Annotated in this window: 16 protein-coding genes; 13 read left to right on the top strand and 3 right to left on the bottom strand. The window is 66.3% G+C overall.

Annotated features, from left to right (window positions below; all coding sequences use genetic code 11):
* Positions 1-16: 16 nt before the first annotated feature.
* Positions 17-364: a hypothetical protein gene (locus tag M5J20_RS02525; protein ID WP_253576035.1), complete on the top strand. Its 348-nt coding sequence runs from the start codon at positions 17-19 to the stop codon at positions 362-364.
* On the opposite strand, the gene M5J20_RS02520 is transcribed toward M5J20_RS02525, so the two are convergent.
* Together M5J20_RS02520 and M5J20_RS02515 are read right to left on the bottom strand one after the other, a co-directional pair.
* A complete protein-coding gene (locus M5J20_RS02520) occupies positions 339-1,394 on the bottom strand; it encodes a quinone-dependent dihydroorotate dehydrogenase (RefSeq protein ID WP_256478042.1) in 1,056 nt (351 codons plus the stop codon). The two genes, M5J20_RS02525 and M5J20_RS02520, sit on opposite strands and share 26 nt — an antisense overlap.
* A 33-nt stretch (positions 1,395-1,427) precedes the next feature.
* Positions 1,428-2,468, bottom strand: a complete 1,041-nt coding sequence (locus tag M5J20_RS02515; RefSeq protein ID WP_253576031.1) for an NHL repeat-containing protein — start codon at positions 2,466-2,468, stop codon at positions 1,428-1,430.
* Between the two features lie 87 nt (positions 2,469-2,555).
* On the opposite strand from M5J20_RS02515, the gene M5J20_RS02510 reads away from it, so the two are divergent.
* The 9 genes from M5J20_RS02510 to M5J20_RS02470 all read left to right on the top strand — a co-directional run bounded on the left by M5J20_RS02510 (position 2,556) and on the right by M5J20_RS02470 (position 11,417).
* Positions 2,556-3,383, top strand: coding sequence for an undecaprenyl-diphosphate phosphatase (locus M5J20_RS02510; RefSeq protein WP_256478040.1), 828 nt, complete (start codon positions 2,556-2,558; stop codon positions 3,381-3,383).
* Positions 3,384-3,396: 13 nt separating this feature from the next.
* Positions 3,397-4,614, top strand: coding sequence for a cysteine--1-D-myo-inosityl 2-amino-2-deoxy-alpha-D-glucopyranoside ligase (gene mshC, locus M5J20_RS02505; protein WP_253576029.1), 1,218 nt, complete (start codon positions 3,397-3,399; stop codon positions 4,612-4,614).
* A 21-nt stretch (positions 4,615-4,635) separates the two neighbouring features.
* The gene (locus tag M5J20_RS02500; protein ID WP_253576028.1) at positions 4,636-5,031 is read left to right on the top strand and encodes a hypothetical protein; all 396 of its coding nucleotides are present in this window, start codon (positions 4,636-4,638) and stop codon (positions 5,029-5,031) included.
* Positions 5,024-5,701 (top strand): HAD family hydrolase, encoded by a 678-nt coding sequence (locus tag M5J20_RS02495; protein ID WP_302467792.1) that lies wholly within the window; start codon positions 5,024-5,026, stop codon positions 5,699-5,701. The genes M5J20_RS02500 and M5J20_RS02495 overlap by 8 nt, the downstream gene beginning before the upstream one ends.
* Positions 5,702-5,732: 31 nt before the next feature.
* A complete protein-coding gene (locus M5J20_RS02490) occupies positions 5,733-5,996 on the top strand; it encodes a phosphoribosyl-ATP diphosphatase (RefSeq protein ID WP_253576027.1) in 264 nt (87 codons plus the stop codon).
* A gap of 13 nt (positions 5,997-6,009) precedes the next feature.
* On the top strand, positions 6,010-6,858 hold the full coding sequence (gene hisG / locus M5J20_RS02485) for an ATP phosphoribosyltransferase (protein WP_253576026.1): 849 nt from the start codon (positions 6,010-6,012) through the stop codon (positions 6,856-6,858).
* Between the two features lie 26 nt (positions 6,859-6,884).
* Complete coding sequence (gene aspA, locus M5J20_RS02480) at positions 6,885-8,318, top strand: aspartate ammonia-lyase (protein ID WP_253576025.1); 1,434 nt, start codon at positions 6,885-6,887, stop codon at positions 8,316-8,318.
* A 117-nt stretch (positions 8,319-8,435) separates the two neighbouring features.
* The gene (locus M5J20_RS02475; protein ID WP_367614854.1) at positions 8,436-9,746 is read left to right on the top strand and encodes an anaerobic C4-dicarboxylate transporter; all 1,311 of its coding nucleotides are present in this window, start codon (positions 8,436-8,438) and stop codon (positions 9,744-9,746) included.
* Between the two features lie 6 nt (positions 9,747-9,752).
* Complete coding sequence (locus tag M5J20_RS02470; RefSeq protein WP_253576023.1) at positions 9,753-11,417, top strand: formate--tetrahydrofolate ligase; 1,665 nt, start codon at positions 9,753-9,755, stop codon at positions 11,415-11,417.
* Here the strand turns inward: M5J20_RS02470 and M5J20_RS02465 are convergent.
* Positions 11,414-12,295, bottom strand: coding sequence for a RecB family exonuclease (locus M5J20_RS02465; protein ID WP_253576021.1), 882 nt, complete (start codon positions 12,293-12,295; stop codon positions 11,414-11,416). The two genes, M5J20_RS02470 and M5J20_RS02465, sit on opposite strands and share 4 nt — an antisense overlap.
* A gap of 37 nt (positions 12,296-12,332) precedes the next feature.
* On the opposite strand from M5J20_RS02465, the gene M5J20_RS02460 reads away from it, so the two are divergent.
* From M5J20_RS02460 to arc, 3 genes are read left to right on the top strand one after another with little or no spacing between them, the layout of a single operon-like run.
* Positions 12,333-13,568 carry a M18 family aminopeptidase gene (locus M5J20_RS02460; RefSeq protein WP_253576020.1) on the top strand — a complete coding sequence of 412 codons (1,236 nt, stop codon included), beginning with the start codon at positions 12,333-12,335 and terminating at the stop codon, positions 13,566-13,568.
* Complete coding sequence (locus tag M5J20_RS02455) at positions 13,569-14,402, top strand: tRNA (adenine-N1)-methyltransferase (RefSeq protein WP_253576018.1); 834 nt, start codon at positions 13,569-13,571, stop codon at positions 14,400-14,402.
* 47 nt (positions 14,403-14,449) lie between these two features.
* Entirely contained in the window at positions 14,450-15,982 is a 1,533-nt protein-coding gene (gene arc, locus M5J20_RS02450) for a proteasome ATPase (protein WP_253576016.1), read from the top strand.
* The last annotated feature ends 118 nt before the right edge of the window (positions 15,983-16,100 follow it).

The following is a 16,100-nucleotide window of genomic DNA, read 5'->3' as shown; positions in this document are numbered from 1 at the left end:
GGTAACCTCTACCGGCATGGTTCCCATTCAGCTGCGCGCGGGCGGCGCGTTCATCGCGCTCGCCCTCGTGCTTTTTCTCTTTGCGTTCGTGGCGTTCCTGCGCGGGGACACGCTGTACACCATCACGCCGCAGTTCATCTGCACCGCGGTTGCGGCGGTGATCTTCGGCTCCTTCGCCACCTTCAACACGGCGCAGGGCGGATCGCGAAAGCAGCTCATCGCGCTAGGCGCGGCGGTCCTGCTGCTGGGCCTCGGCGTGCTCGTGCCCAACACCGCGCTGGCGGTGACGCCGACCTACTGGCTCGGCCTGTGGGCCGTCGGCGCGCTTTTGTGCGCGCTTATTTTGCGTCGGAGCGCCATGTAAGGCCGGAGCCGACAGCCTCCGAAATGTTGCGCAAACCGTGCGCGCGCACTTGGGCAGCGATACCCGTGTGGATGCCGCGGATCCATCCGAGCCCGCCGTAGATGAACGGGGTGTAGCCCTGCAGCAGGCTCGCGCCCGCAGCGATGCGCTCCCACGCCTGCTCCGGCGTGGCAATGCCGCCGACGCTGACCAGCACCAGCTTGTCGCCCACGCGCTCGTGGAGGCGCTTGAGCACCTCGAGGGAGCGCTCCGCGAGCGGGGCGCCGGAGATGCCGCCGGCGCCCATGGCCTCCACCTCGTCGGCGGGTGTGGTGAGCCCCTCGCGGGAGATCGTGGTGTTGGTGGCCACGATGCCGTCGAGACCGAGCTCGACGGCGAGGTCAGCCACCGCGTCGATGTCCTCGTCGCTTAAGTCCGGGGCGATTTTCACCAGCACCGGGGTCTCGGTCGCTTCCTTGACCACGCTCAGAATCGGGCGCAGCTCCTCGACGGCCTGCAGGTCGCGCAAACCCGGGGTGTTGGGGGAGGAGACGTTCACTACCAGGTAATCCGCGAGCGGGCCGAGGACAGTGGCCCCGGCGCGGTAGTCGGCGACAGCGTCGTCGGCGGTCTTGTTCTTGCCGATGTTGATGCCCACCACGTCGCCAGAGCGGCGCTTCCGCAGGTTCTCGGCGACCTTCAGCGCGCCCTCGTTGTTGAACCCCATGCGGTTCAGAATCGCCTTGTCGGCTGGCAGGCGGAACAGGCGCGGCGCAGGGTTACCCGGCTGCGGCTTCGGGGTCACGGTGCCCATCTCGGCGTAGCCGAAGCCGAGCGCGCCCCAGGCGTCGACCTCGGAGGCGTTCTTGTCGAATCCAGCGGCGAGGCCGAGCGGGGCGGGGAATTCGACCCCGAAGAGTTCCTGGCGCAACACCGGATCATGCACCCGCACGACGCGCTCCATCGCGCGGTTCGCCGGTGCCACGGCGTGCAGCGCACCCAGCGCGCCGCTGATAATGCCGTGGATGCGCTCCGGCGGGAGCAGGAACATGACTTTCAGAGCGCGTTCGTAAAGGGTCACTTCTTAAGCCTCCGGGAGGTCTCGCAATTGCTTATCGACGTTTGAAATCACCTGCAGGCCGCCACCGCTCGCCGAGGCGATGAGCACGGTGCCGTCGTCAAGCACTGCAATGCTCTGCGGGTCGGCGACCGTCGCAAGTGAGGCGCGCTCCAGCGGCACGCCGCGGGAGATGTCGTAGGCGCTGGCGCGGTTGCCGGCGGTGGATGCGGCCCACGCGAGGCGGTCGCGGGAATCCCAGGCGGCATCCCACGGACTCTCCGGGACAGGCGCCATCTGGTGGAGGCGGATGATGTCGTCGGAGGTGTAGACGAGCAGCTGGGATCCAGTCGCGTCGGCGGCGAGGATCAGGCCGTTCTCGCCCGCGGCGACCTTGCCCACGCCGAGGCCCACTCGCAGCGTTCCGCCCTGGCGGCCTTCCTGCCAGTCCATGTCCTGGATTGTGGTGTCGAAGCTGTTCGTGCGGACCACGGTGTCCGGCTGGCCTGCGACCGGCACCGCCTGGATCTGGTCGGTCTCGCGCGCGACGGAGAAGGTCTTCGCTAACTCGCCGTCGCGGAAAAGCCAGACGGAGCGCTCGGTGTCGCTGCCCGCGAGCACCTCGCCCGTGGTCGCCACGGTTGCCGCAGTGACCGGGACATCGGTCTGGATGGTCTCCTCGCCGGAGGAGGTGAAGAGGCGGATCGCATCTCCGCAGCCAATGGCGAAGGTGCCGGCGTTAGCGGAGACATCGCCGCAGGCGGCGCCCAGCTCGTACGTCTTCGCTGTGCCGGCCTCGATCTCGTCGAGGGTGCCCACGTGCAGGGCGCTCTCGGTGCGCAGCCCGACAAGGCCCTCGGTGGTGTCCAGATCGCGGATCGCCTCGAACTCGATCACGGCGCCCGGCAGCGCAGCGCGGTCAGCCACCGGGGGAGAGGCGACCGGGGAGGCGTCGCCCATGTTCACAGCCAACTCGTCGGCGAGCTGGGTGGGGCCGGCGCCGCACGCGGTCAGGACGGCGGCCAGCCCGAGGGCGGCCGCGGAGACGAACATGCGGGAGTCTTTCACGCTCTAAACACTAGCAATGGGTGGGGGCGCGTCCGTCGGCAAGCAACGAGCGTGCGGCGAGTAGTGTGTGCTGGCGTGACTGATTCCATGAGCTGGCTGCAGGTCATCGTCCTCTCGATTGTGCAGGGACTCACCGAGTTTCTGCCCGTGTCCTCCTCGGGCCACCTGCGCATCGTGTCCGAACTCTTCTGGGGCCAGGATGCCGGCGCGAGCTTCACCGCGGTGATTCAGCTCGGCACCGAGCTGGCGGTGCTGGTCTACTTCGCCAAGGACATCTGGCGCATTCTCACCGCATGGTTCGCGGGGCTTTTCGACAAGACCAAGCGGGGTTTCGACTACCGCATGGGCTGGATGGTCATCGCCGGCACCATCCCCGTCGGCCTGGCGGGCGTTTTGCTCAAGGACCTGATCCGGGAGAACTTCCGCAACCTGTGGATCACGGCGACGGTGCTCATCGTCTTCTCCTTCGTTTTCATCGCCGCGGAGCGGTTGGGCAAGAAGACCCGCGGGCTCGAGGAGCTGACAATGAAGGACGCCGTCATCATGGGTCTGTGGCAGTGCCTCGCGCTCATCCCGGGCGTGTCCCGCTCCGGCGGCACGATCTCGGGCGGCCTGTTCCTCAACCTCGACCGCGAGGTGGCCACCCGCTTCTCCTTCCTGCTCGCCATCCCGGCGGTCCTTGCCTCGGGGCTGTTCTCGCTTCCCGACGCTTTCAATCCGCAAGCCGGCCAGGCCGCCACTGGCCTCCAGCTCTTCGTGGGCGCCGGGATCGGCTTCGTGCTCGGCTACATCTCCATTGCGTGGCTGCTGCGCTTCGTCTCCCACCACTCGTTCGCGTGGTTTGCGGCGTACCGCATTCCGCTCGGCATCATCGTCATGGTCCTGCTGGGCACTGGTGTGATGAACGCCTACTAGTAGGCTGGCCGGCATGCATGCTTGGCCCCACCCGCACATCCCCGCCGTCCCGGGCACCGCGGTGCCGCTCAACCTCTACGACACCGCCGACCAGCGCATCAAACCCGTCGATGTCACGGCAGATGCGAACGGCGAGGTGGGCCTGTACGTCTGCGGCATCACGCCCTACGACTCGACGCACCTCGGCCACGCGGCCACCTACCTGACGTTCGACCTGATCCAGCGCCAGCTTTTGGCCAACGGCCACCAGGTGCATTATGTGCAGAACATCACCGACGTGGATGATCCGCTGTTCGAGCGCGCGGAGCGCGACGGCGTGGACTGGCGCGAGCTAGGTACGAGCCAGATTGACCTTTTCCGCAGCGACATGGAGATTCTCTCCGTAATCCCGCCGCGCGACTACATCGGTGCGATGGAATCCATCGACGAGGTCATCGCGATGATTGAGCGCCTCCTCGAGACGGGCGCGGCGTACGAGCTGGACCACGGCGACATTTACGCGCCGATCACCGCGACCCGGCAGTTCGGCTACGAATCCAACCTCGACCGGGCGACCATGGAGGCGTACTTCGCCGAGCGCGGCGGCGACCCCGACCGCGCGGGCAAGCGCGACCCGCTGGACGCCCTGCTGTGGCGCGGCCACCGCGAGGGCGAACCGGCGTGGGAATCGCCCTTCGGCCCGGGCCGCCCGGGTTGGCACATCGAGTGCTCCGCTATCGCCACGACCCGTCTCGGCGCGCAGTTCGCCATCCAGGGCGGCGGCTCGGACCTGGCGTTTCCGCACCACGAATTCTCCGCCGCGCACGCCGAGGCCGCTTTCGGCGTGCCCCGCATGGCCGGCCACTACGTCCACGCGGGCATGATCGCACTCGACGGCGTGAAGATGTCGAAGTCGCTCGGCAACCTCGTCTTCGTGCACAAGCTCAGCGAGGCCGGCCACGATCCCTCGGCGATCAGGCTCGCCGTGTTCGCCGGCCACTACCGCGCGGACCGCGACTTCACCTACGAGGGACTCGACCGCGCCGAGGCACGCCTAGCTGCCTGGCGCGACACGCTGGCGAAGGATGCGGAACGGGGCGATGTGGAAGTGATCGTCGGCAAGCTGCGCGAAGCGCTCGCGGACGACCTGGACACGCCGCGCGCACTCGAGATCGTGGACGCGGCACCCGGTGATCGCGACGGCATGCTCGCGGCTGCGCTCGACGGCCTGCTTGGCGTGCGAATCGCCTGATTATCGTGGAAGATTGGGGCCATGACCGCCCCGGAGAACTCCATCCGCGCCCAGTTCCAGTCCGACGTCGACGAATTCATCGACGACCTGCGCACTTTCGCCACCGGCTCCTACCTCAACGAGGATGATAAGGAGCTGTGGGACGAACCCTTCGATCCGGAGGTGCTCCCGGATCTCAAGGCGCTCATGGAGATGTTCCTCGACGCCCTCGACCTGCTCGGCGACGATCCGGAGGGCGAGCAGCTGGCGAAGGTGGTCACGCCGTTCTACACCAACCTCGACGACTTCAACGAGAAGCACGCCAACGCGGTGCTCGAGCCGGAGGAGAAGGCAGACATCGAGTCCTTCGTCTTCCGCGCGGCCGCCGCGACCGGAGCCACCGACGAGGCGCTTCAGGAGCTGCCCGAAATTGAGTAGCCCGGCCGCGGTGTTCTGGGACATGGACGGCACGCTCATCGACACCGAGCCGCTCTGGGGGCAGGCCACGTACGAACTCGGCGAACTCCTCGGCCGTCCGCTCACGCCCGAGGTCCGCGAACGCACCGTCGGCGGCAGCTTCGACAACACGCTGCGCATCCTCGCGGAGTGGGCGGGGAAAGAACTTTCGCTTGCCGACGGCGCGAACTATAAAGCCTGGATGTTTTCCCGCATGCGCGAGCTCTTCGCCGCCGGGATTGCGTTGACCCCGGGTGTGGAGGGTGTGTTGCGCTCACTGGCCGCGCGGGGCACGCCGATGCTGGTGGCGACGAACACCGAGCGCGTGCTGGCTGATCCCTGCATCGACGCGATCGGGCGCGCGTACTTCGTGGACACCATCTGCGGGGACGAGGTCGAGCAGGCGAAACCGGCTCCGGACATGTATCTGGAAGCGGCCCGGCGCGTCGGCGCCCGCGCCGAGGATTGCCTGGTGTTCGAGGATTCCTGGTCCGGGATGAGCGCGGCCGCGGCGGCTGGTTGCCGAGTGCTCGGATTGGCTGACGAGGTCCCTGCCGGGGTGGAAGTTTTCGACCCGGCCCGTTTCGTCGGCGCGGACGCTGACGATGTCGACGCCTGGTTCGGCGCATGGAATCCGCGTCTCGTGGCGTGAGCCCGACGGGCGTGGGTTAAGCTCTACGACCGTGAAATCCTTCGATGCGCTGTTCGCTGAACTGTCCGACAAGGTTGCCGAGCGCCCAGCCGGGTCCGGCACCGTGGAGGCACTGGACAAGGGCGAGCATTTCATCGGCAAGAAGATCATCGAGGAAGCTGGCGAGGTGTGGATCGCTGCCGAGTACCAGTCCGACGCCGAGCTCGCCGAGGAGATGAGCCAGCTCATCTACTGGACCCAGGTGATGATGCTGAAGCGCGGCCTGACACCCGAAGACATCTATAAGTACCTCTAAAGGGGCTGACACCATGATCAAGATTGCCGTGCCGAACAAGGGTGCCCTCTCCGAGCACGCCGTCACCGTGCTCAAGGAGGCAGGCTACAAGGGCCGCGGGCTGACAAAAGCCCTCAACGTCATCGATGAACCGAACGGTGTCGAGTTCTTCTTCCTGCGCCCCAAAGACATCGCCATCTACGTGGCGAAGGGCCACCTAGACCTGGGCATCACCGGCCGTGACTTGGCTGCGGATTCGCGCGCGAAGGTCGATGAGGTACTCGACCTCGGCTTCGGCGCTTCCACGTTCCGCTTCGCCGCCCCGCAGGGCGAGACGTGGACGGTGGAGGCGCTGGAGGGCAAGCGCATCGCCACGTCCTACCCGCACTTGGTGGCCGATTACCTCGCGGAGCGCGGCATCGAGCCGGCCGAGATCATCCGCCTCGACGGCGCCGTGGAGATCTCGATCAAGCTCGGCGTTGCCGACGTCATCGCCGACGTGGTGTCCACCGGCGCCACCTTGCGCCAGCAGGGGCTTGCGCCGTTCGGTGAGCCGATTATGTCGAGTGCTGCTGTCGTCGTGAAGCGGGCTGGTGCCGAGCTGGGGGAGGACCACGAACGGGTACTCAAGCGGATCACCGGCATCCTCACAGCACACAACTACCTGATGATCGACTACAACGTCGCCCGCGAGCAGCTCGACGCGGCAGTTGCGCTCACCCCGGGCATCACCGGCCCGACCGTGGCACCGCTGCAGCAGGAGAACTGGGTGGCTGTGCGCGCCATGGTGCTCAAGGAGCGGGCGAACCAGGTGATGGATGAGCTCGCCGCCATCGGGGCGGAGGGCATCCTGGCGACGGAGCTCCGCATCGCCCGCCTGTAGCTGGCAAGGTCCGTACACTAGAGGGTATGACCACTCCGAATACCCGTATTGAAGAAGACCTCCTCGGCACGATGGAAGTGCCGGGTGACAAGTACTACGGCGTGCACACCCTGCGCGCAGTGGACAACTTCCAGATCTCCGGCACCACCATCAACGAGTTCCCCGAGTTCATCCGCGGCATGGTCCAGGTGAAGAAGGCCACCGCGATGGCGAACCGCCGCCTCCACACCCTGCCGAAGGCGAAGGCCGAGGCCATCGTCGCGGCCTGCGACAAGATTCTGGACGAGGGCTACTGCATGGACCAGTGGCCCTCCGACGTGTTCCAGGGCGGCGCGGGCACCTCGGTGAACATGAACACCAACGAGGTTGTCGCCAACGTGGCGCTCGAGCTCATCGGCGAGGAGAAGGGCGCGTACGACGTCATCAACCCGAATGATGACGTCAACATGTCCCAGTCCACCAACGACGCGTACCCGACCGGCTTCCGGCTCGGCGTCTACTACGCGGTGCAGGACCTGCTCACCGAGTTCGACGAGCTGCAGAAGTCCTTCCGCGCAAAGGGTGACGAGTTCTCCGACATCATCAAGATGGGCCGCACCCAGCTGCAGGACGCTGTGCCGATGACCCTCGGCCAGGAGTTCACCGCGTTCGGCGCGAACCTGAACGAGGAGCAGCGCACCATCTGCAGCGCGGCCGAGTCTCTGCTCGAGGTGAACCTCGGCGCCACCGCGATCGGTACCGGCATCAACACCCCGAACGGCTACAAGGACCAGGTTGTCGCGGCGTTGCGGGAGGTCACCGGCCTGGACATCCAGGCTTCCCCGGACCTGATCGAGGCGACCTCCGACACCGGCGCGTACGTGATGATGCACTCCGCGCTCAAGCGCGCGGCGATGAAGCTGTCCAAGATCTGCAACGACCTGCGCCTGCTGTCCTCCGGCCCGCGCGCCGGCCTCAACGAGATCAACTTGCCGGAGCGCCAGGCCGGCTCTTCCATCATGCCGGCCAAGGTCAACCCGGTGATCCCGGAGGTTGTCAACCAGGTCTGCTTCAAGGTTTTCGGCAACGACGTCACTGTGTCCATGGCGGCCGAGGCCGGCCAGCTCCAGCTCAACGTGATGGAGCCCGTCATTGCCCAGGCGCTGTTCGAAACCATCACGCTGCTCCGCAACGCCGCCAAGACGCTGCGTGAGAAGTGCGTGGAGGGCATCACCGCCAACAAGGAGGTTTGCGAGACTTACGTGACTCGTTCCATCGGCATCGTGACCTACCTGAACCCGGTGATCGGCCACCACGCCGGCGACGTGATCGGCCGCGAGGCCGCCGCCACCGGCCGCAGCGTCTACGACCTGGTGCTGGAGAAGGGCCTCATGACCGAGGACGAGCTGAAGAAGGTGCTGAGCAAGGAGAACCTCATGCACCCGGAGTACCGCGGCAAGATCTACCTCGACGAGGAATAGAGCGGTCTGCGGGTTGTAGGGGAGTAGCACAGATCACAGCTCCCGGGTTGGGTTTGGTGATATGTAGAGCGCGATAATGGGAGTGATCGTTAATCCCACTATCGAAGGGTTTGTGCCGTGCTCCTAGTACTGCAACTCGTTATCCTCTTCGGCGCCATCGTTCTCGGTGCGCGCATGGGCTCCGTCGCTATCGGCTTCGCCGGTGGCCTCGGAGTCCTTTTGCTTGGCCTGACCGGCATGCCGGTCACCGCCGAAGCCATTCCGTTCGACGTCATCGGCATCATCATGTGTGTCATCGCCGCCATCTCGGCGATGCAGCTCGCTGGCGGCATGGATTACTTGGTCCAGCTGGCGGAACAATTCCTCCGTCGGAACCCGAAGCGTATCACCCTGTACGCACCGATCGTGACCTGGCTGATGACGGTGCTCGCCGGCACCGGCCACACCGCCTTTTCCACCCTCCCCGTGATCGTGGAGGTGGCCAAGGAGGGCAAGGTGCGCCCGTCCCGCCCGCTGTCCGTCGCGGTGATCGCGTCCCAGATGGCCATTGTGGCGTCGCCGATCTCCGCCGCGGTGGTGTTCATGGCCTCCATCCTCGAGCCGCTGGGGGTCGGCTACCTGCAGCTCCTCGCCGTTATGATCCCGGCGACGTTCCTCGCCATCTTCCCGACGGCATGGATCGCCAACCGCATGGGGCGGGACCTCGAAGACGACCCCGTCTACCAGCAACGTCTGCGCGACGGCCTGGTCGCCGCTCCGACCGGGCGCACCGCGGCGGCCACGAAGCCGGGCGCGAAGACCTCGGTGATCATTTTCCTCGTCGCCATCCTCGTGGTCATGGTCTACGCCACCCTCATCTCCGACCAGATCGGTCTGATCACGGATCCGGCCATCCCGCGCAACGAGGCCATCATGGCCATCATGCTCGCCGCCGCCGCGATCATTCTGCTCAGCAGCAAGTCGAAGGCCGGTGAGGTCCTGAACACCCAGGTGTTCAAGTCCGGCATGTCGGCCTGCGTGTGCGTGCTCGGTGTGGCGTGGCTGGGCACCACGTTCATCAACTACTACATCGAGGACATCAAGGTCATCGCCGGCGACGTGCTCCAAGCGCAGCCGTGGCTCCTCGCCGTGGTGCTCTTCTTCGCAGCATGCCTACTCTACTCGCAGGCCGCGACGGCGAAGGCCCTCATGCCGGCGGCCCTGGCCATCGGCGTCACCCCGCTCACGGCGGTTGCCGCCTTCCCGGCCGTGTCGGCACTGTTCGTGCTGCCGACGTACCCGACGCTGCTCGCCGCGGTGGAGATGGACGACACGGGCACCACGCGCATCGGCAAGTACGTCTTCGACCACCCGTTCCTAGTTCCGGGCGTGGCGTGCATCGCCATCGCCGTGATGCTGGGTTACGGCATCGGTGCGCTAGTACTCTAGGGAGGCATGACTCAACCGAAATCCGACGTCGAAATCGCGCAGGCCCACGAACTCAAGCCCATCGGTGAGATCGCCGAAAAGGCCGGGGTCTCGGACGCCGCGCTCGTCCCGTACGGCAAGTACATGGCCAAGGTGGACATCACCCAGGTGCCGCAGCAAACGCCGGGCAAGCTCGTGCTTGTGACCGGCGTTTCACCGACTCCGGCAGGCGAAGGCAAGTCCACGATGCTCATCGGGCTTACCGACGCTTTGAGCAGGCTCGGCCACAACGCCATGGTGGCCCTGCGCGAACCCTCACTCGGCCCGGTGATGGGCATCAAGGGCGGCGCGGCCGGCGGCGGCTACTCCCAGGTCGTGCCGATGGAGAACATCAACCTCCACTTCACCGGCGATTTCCACGCCATCACCAGCGCCAACAACACGCTCGCGGCGCTGATCGACAACCACATCCAGCAGGGCAACGAGCTCGGCATCGACCCGCGGCGCGTCACGTGGCAGCGCTGCCTCGATGTCAACGACCGCAGCCTGCGCCACGTTGTCACCGGTCTCGGCGGGCCGGGCAACGGCGTGCCGACGGAGACAGGCTTCACCATCACAGCCGCGTCTGAAATCATGGCGATCCTTGGCCTCGCCACCGACTTGGAGGACCTCAAGCGCCGCCTCGGCAACATCACCATCGGCCTGACCTACGACAAGCAACCGGTCACTGCGTCCCAGCTCAACGCAGAAGGCGCCATGGCGGCGCTGCTCAAGGAGACGGTGAACCCGAACTTGGTGCAGACGCTGGGCGGCACCCCCGCGTTCATCCACGGCGGGCCGTTCGCCAACATTGCGCACGGCTGCAATACGCTCATCGCCACCCGCACAGCGATGTCGTACGCGGATATCGTGCTCACGGAGGCCGGTTTCGGCTCGGACCTGGGTGCGGAGAAATTCTTCGACATCAAGGCCCGTTACGGCGATCTCGACGTGGCCGGAGCCGTCATCGTGGTGACTATCCGCTCCATCAAGCACAACGGCGGTGTGGCAAAGGATCAGCTCAAGGAGGAGAACCTCGAGGCGCTTGAGAAGGGCATCGTCAATCTGGAGCGCCACGTGGAAAACGTGCGCAAGTTCGGTGTCACCCCGGTGGTCGCCCTGAACCACTTCGCCACCGACACCGACGCGGAGCGCGCCTGGGTGAAGGAATGGGCGGAGCGCTTCGGCGTAGCGCTCGAGGAAGCTCAGGTGTGGGCCCGCGGCGGCGAGGGTGCCGAGGATCTCGCCCGCACCCTGCTGGACAACCTGACCGAGGACACCGCGAAGCAGCTCTACGACCCAGCCGACGGCGTCGAGAACGCTATCGCCACCATCGCCCGCGAAATCTACCGCGCCGACGACGTGCAATACTCGCCGTCGGCGCTGAAGGATCTGCAGACGCTGAAAGACAACGGCTTCGATACGCTGCCGGTGTGCATCTCCAAGACGCAGTACTCCTTCTCGGATGACCCGTCCCAGCTGGGCGCACCCACCGGCCATACGCTGCACGTCCGCAACCTGCTGCCGCGAACCGGTGCGGGCTTCATCGTGGTGCTGACGGGCGACGTGATGACGATGCCGGGCCTGCCAAAGGTGCCTTCCGCGAACAAGATCGACATCGACGCGGACGGCGTGATCTCCGGCCTCTTCTAGGGCTGGGGTGTCCCCGGTGCGGCTGGATTCGCGCCGTCGGCAAGCACTTCGCTCACCTCGGCGACAGCGTCCGCCGCGGAGCCCGGCCAACCCGGGTACGGCGGCGGAGTGCCGCCGAACGCGGGGCACAGCGCCTGGTGGGGGCACCAATCGCACAGCCGCGAGGTTCGCGGGCGGAAGGAGCCGGCCTGGCCGTCGGCGACGATTTTCTGCCACAGGTCGCCCAGGTCGCGCTCGAAAAACTCGAGCTCTTCGCGCGACGGTGTGAGGATCAGCGAGTCCATTACGCCCAGGTACATGAGTTTGAGCTGGGTGGGAATCACGCCGAAGAGCCGCCAGTACACGAGGCCGTAGAAGCGCATCTGCGCGACGGCGGTAGCGGAATACTGGGGTTTCGGCATCTTGCCCGTTTTATAGTCGACGACGCGGACCTCGCCGGTGGGGGCGACATCGACGCGATCGATGAAGCCGCGGACCGGCACGCCGTTCGGTAGCACGGCGTTGACGTACATTTCCTGCGCCTTCGGGTCGAAGCCCACGGGGTTCTCCATGGAGAAGTAGCCGCGGAGGAGTAGTCGGGCCTCGATGAGCAGCTGCATCTCGTCGGCGACAGGTTCCGCGCACTCCGGCTCCTGCTCCCGCATCGCGGCCCACGCCGGGCGCAGCTGCTTGACCGCGGCCGGATAGGTGCGCTGATCGCGCGGCCAATCGAACATCGTTTCCAGCACCGCGTGCACGAGCGTGCCGCGCACCTGGTGAATCGACTTCGGCTCCGGCAGCTTGTCGATGGTGCGCAGACGGTACAGGAGCGGGCACTGCCGGTAATCGGCGGCGCGGGACGGCGAGATGGCGAGCGGCTTGGGCGTGGCAGCGGTCATGGTGGGTCAAGGGTAACCCAGCGCTAGGCTGGTTGATATGACGATGTCCACTGAAATGCACACTGCAGGCACCGCCGGCACCCTCGCCGAGTTCATCGCCGCCAGCCCCAGCGCCTTTCACGCCGCCGCCAACGTGCGCGACGCGCTTGTCGACGCCGGCTTCGCCGAAGATGCCGGCACCACCCCGGGCGGCCACGTCGTGGTCACCGGGGGCGCGGTTCTCGCGTGGTGGATGCCGCAAAACCCGAACCCGCGTTTCCGCATCGTGGGCTCGCACACGGACTCGCCGGGCCTTGCGCTGAAGCCGCAGCCGGACTTCGAGCGCGAGGGCTACCGACAGCTCGCCGTCGAGGTGTACGGCGGCGCGATCCTGAGCACCTGGTTCGACCGCGAGCTCACCTTCGCGGGGCGCATTTCGCTTGCCGACGGCACCTCCAAGCTCGTCAACACCGGACCCATCGCACGCGTTCCCAACCTGGCGATCCACCTCTACCGCCAGAACCCGCCGGAGATGGACCGGCAGACGCACATGCAGCCGATTCTGGGCACCGACACACCAATGATGGAGATCATCGCGGATGCAGCCGGTGTTGCAGCGGACGACATTGTGGCGCACGAGATGATCTGCGCGGACGCTCAGCAGCCGGAAGTGCTGGGGGACCTGCTCGCCGCCGGCCGCTTGGACAACCTGTCCAGCGTGCACGCGTCGCTGGTGGCGCTGCTGCGCGCGGTGGAAGAGAAGCCTGCGGACGGCGACATCCTCGTCTTGGCTGCCTACAACCACGAAGAGATCGGCTCCGCCACCACCACCGGCGCCGGCGGCCCGCTGCTGGAACGCGCGTTGGCTAAACTGGCTGCGGAAGTGGGGGACCCGCTCGATATCTACGTGAATTCCTCCCAGATCTCCGCCGACGCGGCGCACGCCGTGCACCCCAACTACGCCTGGAAGCACGACCCGACCCATCGCCCGCTGCTCAACCACGGCCCGGTACTCAAAGTCAACGCCAACCAGCGCTACGCCACCGATGCCGAGACGCAGGCGATCTGGCAGCGCGCCTCGAAGGCCGCGGGAGCGCCGGTGCAATTCTTCGTCGGCCACAACGCGGTGCCGTGCGGCTCCACCATCGGCCCGATCTCCTCGACTCGCCTAGGCATTCCGACGGTCGACGTGGGTATTCCGCTGCTGTCCATGCACTCCGCCCGCGAGCTGTGCGGCCTGCAGGATCAGCGCTGGTTCGAGGACGCCCTCACCGCCTACTACCAGGGGTCGTAAATGTACTCAGGCAAGTTCCAGCCGGGCGACAAGGTGCAGCTGACCGACGCGAAGCGCCGCCACTTCACCATCGAGCTCGTCCCAGGCGCCCACTTCCACTCCCACAAGGGCATGGTGGCGCACGACGACATCATCGGCAACGACGAAGGATGCGTGGTCCGCTCCACCCTCGGTGCCGACTACCTGTGCTTCCGCCACCTGCTCGTGGACCACGTGCTGTCCATGCCGCGCGGTGCCGCCGTAATCTACCCCAAGGACGCGGCGCAGATCCTCGTCGAGGGCGATATCTTCATGGGTGCCCGCGTGCTCGAGGCGGGCGCCGGCTCCGGTGCGCTGTCAATGTCGCTGCTGCGCGCGGTGGGGCCTGAGGGGCGGGTGTTCTCCTACGAGATCCGCGACGACCACCTGGCCTTCGCCCGCGACAACGTCGCCGAGTACTTCGGAGGCGAGCCCGAGTGGTGGGCGCCGCGCCTCGGCGATTTCGGCGAGGTCACCCAAGATGACCTCGACGGCCCGGTGGACCGCATCATCCTCGACATGGTGGAGCCGTGGCTTTTCATCGACACGGTGAAAGACTTGCTCATTCCGGGTGGGGTGTTCATGACGTACGTGGCAACGGTGCCGCAGCTCATGAACATCATGGAAGCGATCCGCGGGGCGCAGTGCTTCACCGAGCCGCGCGCGTGGGAAACCCTCTTGCGCGAATGGAAGGTGGAAGGCCTGGCCACGCGTCCGGAGCACCGCATGAACGCGCACACCGCATTCCTGGTGTGGACTCGCAGGCTTGCCGACGGTGCCGTGCCGCCGCGGCCCCAGCGTCGAGCGAGGCGCTAAAAAGGGGATCGTCGATAAGCGAAAAGCCCCGGGCTAGGCTGGATGTCATGTCCGGCTACAAGATCGAAGACGACGCATTCGGCCCCGAGCTGCGCGAGCTCAAACGCGAGAACCAGGCGATGAGCGCCCGCAACAAGAAGCTGGCGGAGCTGCTTAAATCGAGCCGCGACAAGCTCAACAGCCTGTACGCGCAAGTTGAGGCGCTGGGGGAGCCCGCCTCGACGTACGGCATCTACCTCGGGCCGGCCTCGAACCCGATGGAGGCCGAGGTGCACACCTCTGGCCGCCAGATGCGGGTGAAAGTCGCCCCTACGGTGCCGCCGGAGGCGCTCAAGCCCGGCACGATGGTGCGCCTCGGCGACGGCACCGTGGTCGTCGAGGCTTGCGGGTACGAGTCGACCGGCCAGCTGACCACCCTCGTGGAGAAGATCGGCCGCGAACGCGCCGTGGTGGCGGACCAGCAGGGCACCGAACACCTCGTCCACCTCACGGAACCGTTGCAGCAGGCGGCGCGCGCCGGCGACACAGTGCTTGTCGACGTGAAGTCAGGGTACGCGTTTGAGCGCATCCCGAAAACCGAGGTCAACCAGCTTTCCCTCGAAGAGGTGCCGGACGTGACCTACGACGACATTGGCGGCCTTTCCTCCCAGATCGAGACCATTCGCGATTCCGTCGAGCTGCCGTTCGCCTACCCGGAACTGTATCGCTCGTACAAGCTCACGCCGCCCAAGGGCTTGTTGCTGTACGGCCCGCCGGGCTGCGGCAAGACGCTGATCGCGAAGGCGGTGGCCAACTCGCTCTCCCAGCGCATCGGCGACGGCGGGCAGGCGCACTTCATCAACGTCAAAGGCCCCGAGCTGCTGAACAAGTTCGTGGGCGAGACGGAGCGCCGCATCCGCCTCATCTTCGAGCGCGCCCGCGAACTGGCTTCCGAGGGCCGCCCGGTAATCATCTTCTTCGACGAGATGGAGTCGATTTTCCGGACCCGCGGCTCTGGCGTGTCGTCGGACATGGAAACTACCGTCGTGCCGCAGCTGCTCACGGAAATCGACGGCGTGGAGGGCATCGCGAACGTCATCGTCATCGGCGCCACGAACCGCGAGGAGCTCATCGACCCTGCGATCCTGCGCCCGGGCCGCCTCGACATCAAGATCCGCGTGTCGCGCCCGAACCGTGCGGAAGCCGCCGACATTTTCACCCGCTACCTGACAGAGGACATTCCGCTGGCCGCATCGCCTGCGGCCTTGATCGAGGCGGCCGTCGACGCCATGTTCGCGCCGCGGCCCTTCGTGCGCCTCACACTTATCGACGGAAGCGAGGAGACCCTCCATTACTCCGACTTCGTCTCTGGCGCGATGATCGCCAACGTGGTCGACCGCGCCAAGAAGCTGGCCATCAAGGACCACATTGCGGGCGGCGGCCAGGGTATAACCGCAGACCACCTGCGGGCGGCGGTGCGCGCCGAGCAGGACGAGAGCGAAGACATGCCCAACACCGCAAACCCGGACGAGTGGGCCCGCATCACCGGCCGGCAGGGCAAGCGAGTTGCCTCGGCTGAGGTGTTGACTGAGCAGGCGTAGAGGGCGCTTGTGAACCTCTAGCGATTACCCCCGGATTCAAGTAACCGGGGGTACTTGTCGCATCAGAATGTGACCTGTCGTACACTCCCTGCAACGCTTGGTCCCAACCAGTGGGAAA

Origin of the sequence: Corynebacterium stercoris, from assembly GCF_024160105.1 — a bacterium.
GTDB classification, from domain to species: Bacteria; Actinomycetota; Actinomycetes; order Mycobacteriales; family Mycobacteriaceae; genus Corynebacterium; species Corynebacterium stercoris.
The sequence above is the reverse complement of the archived record's forward strand: the minus strand, read 5'-3'. Positions and strand labels throughout refer to the sequence as shown.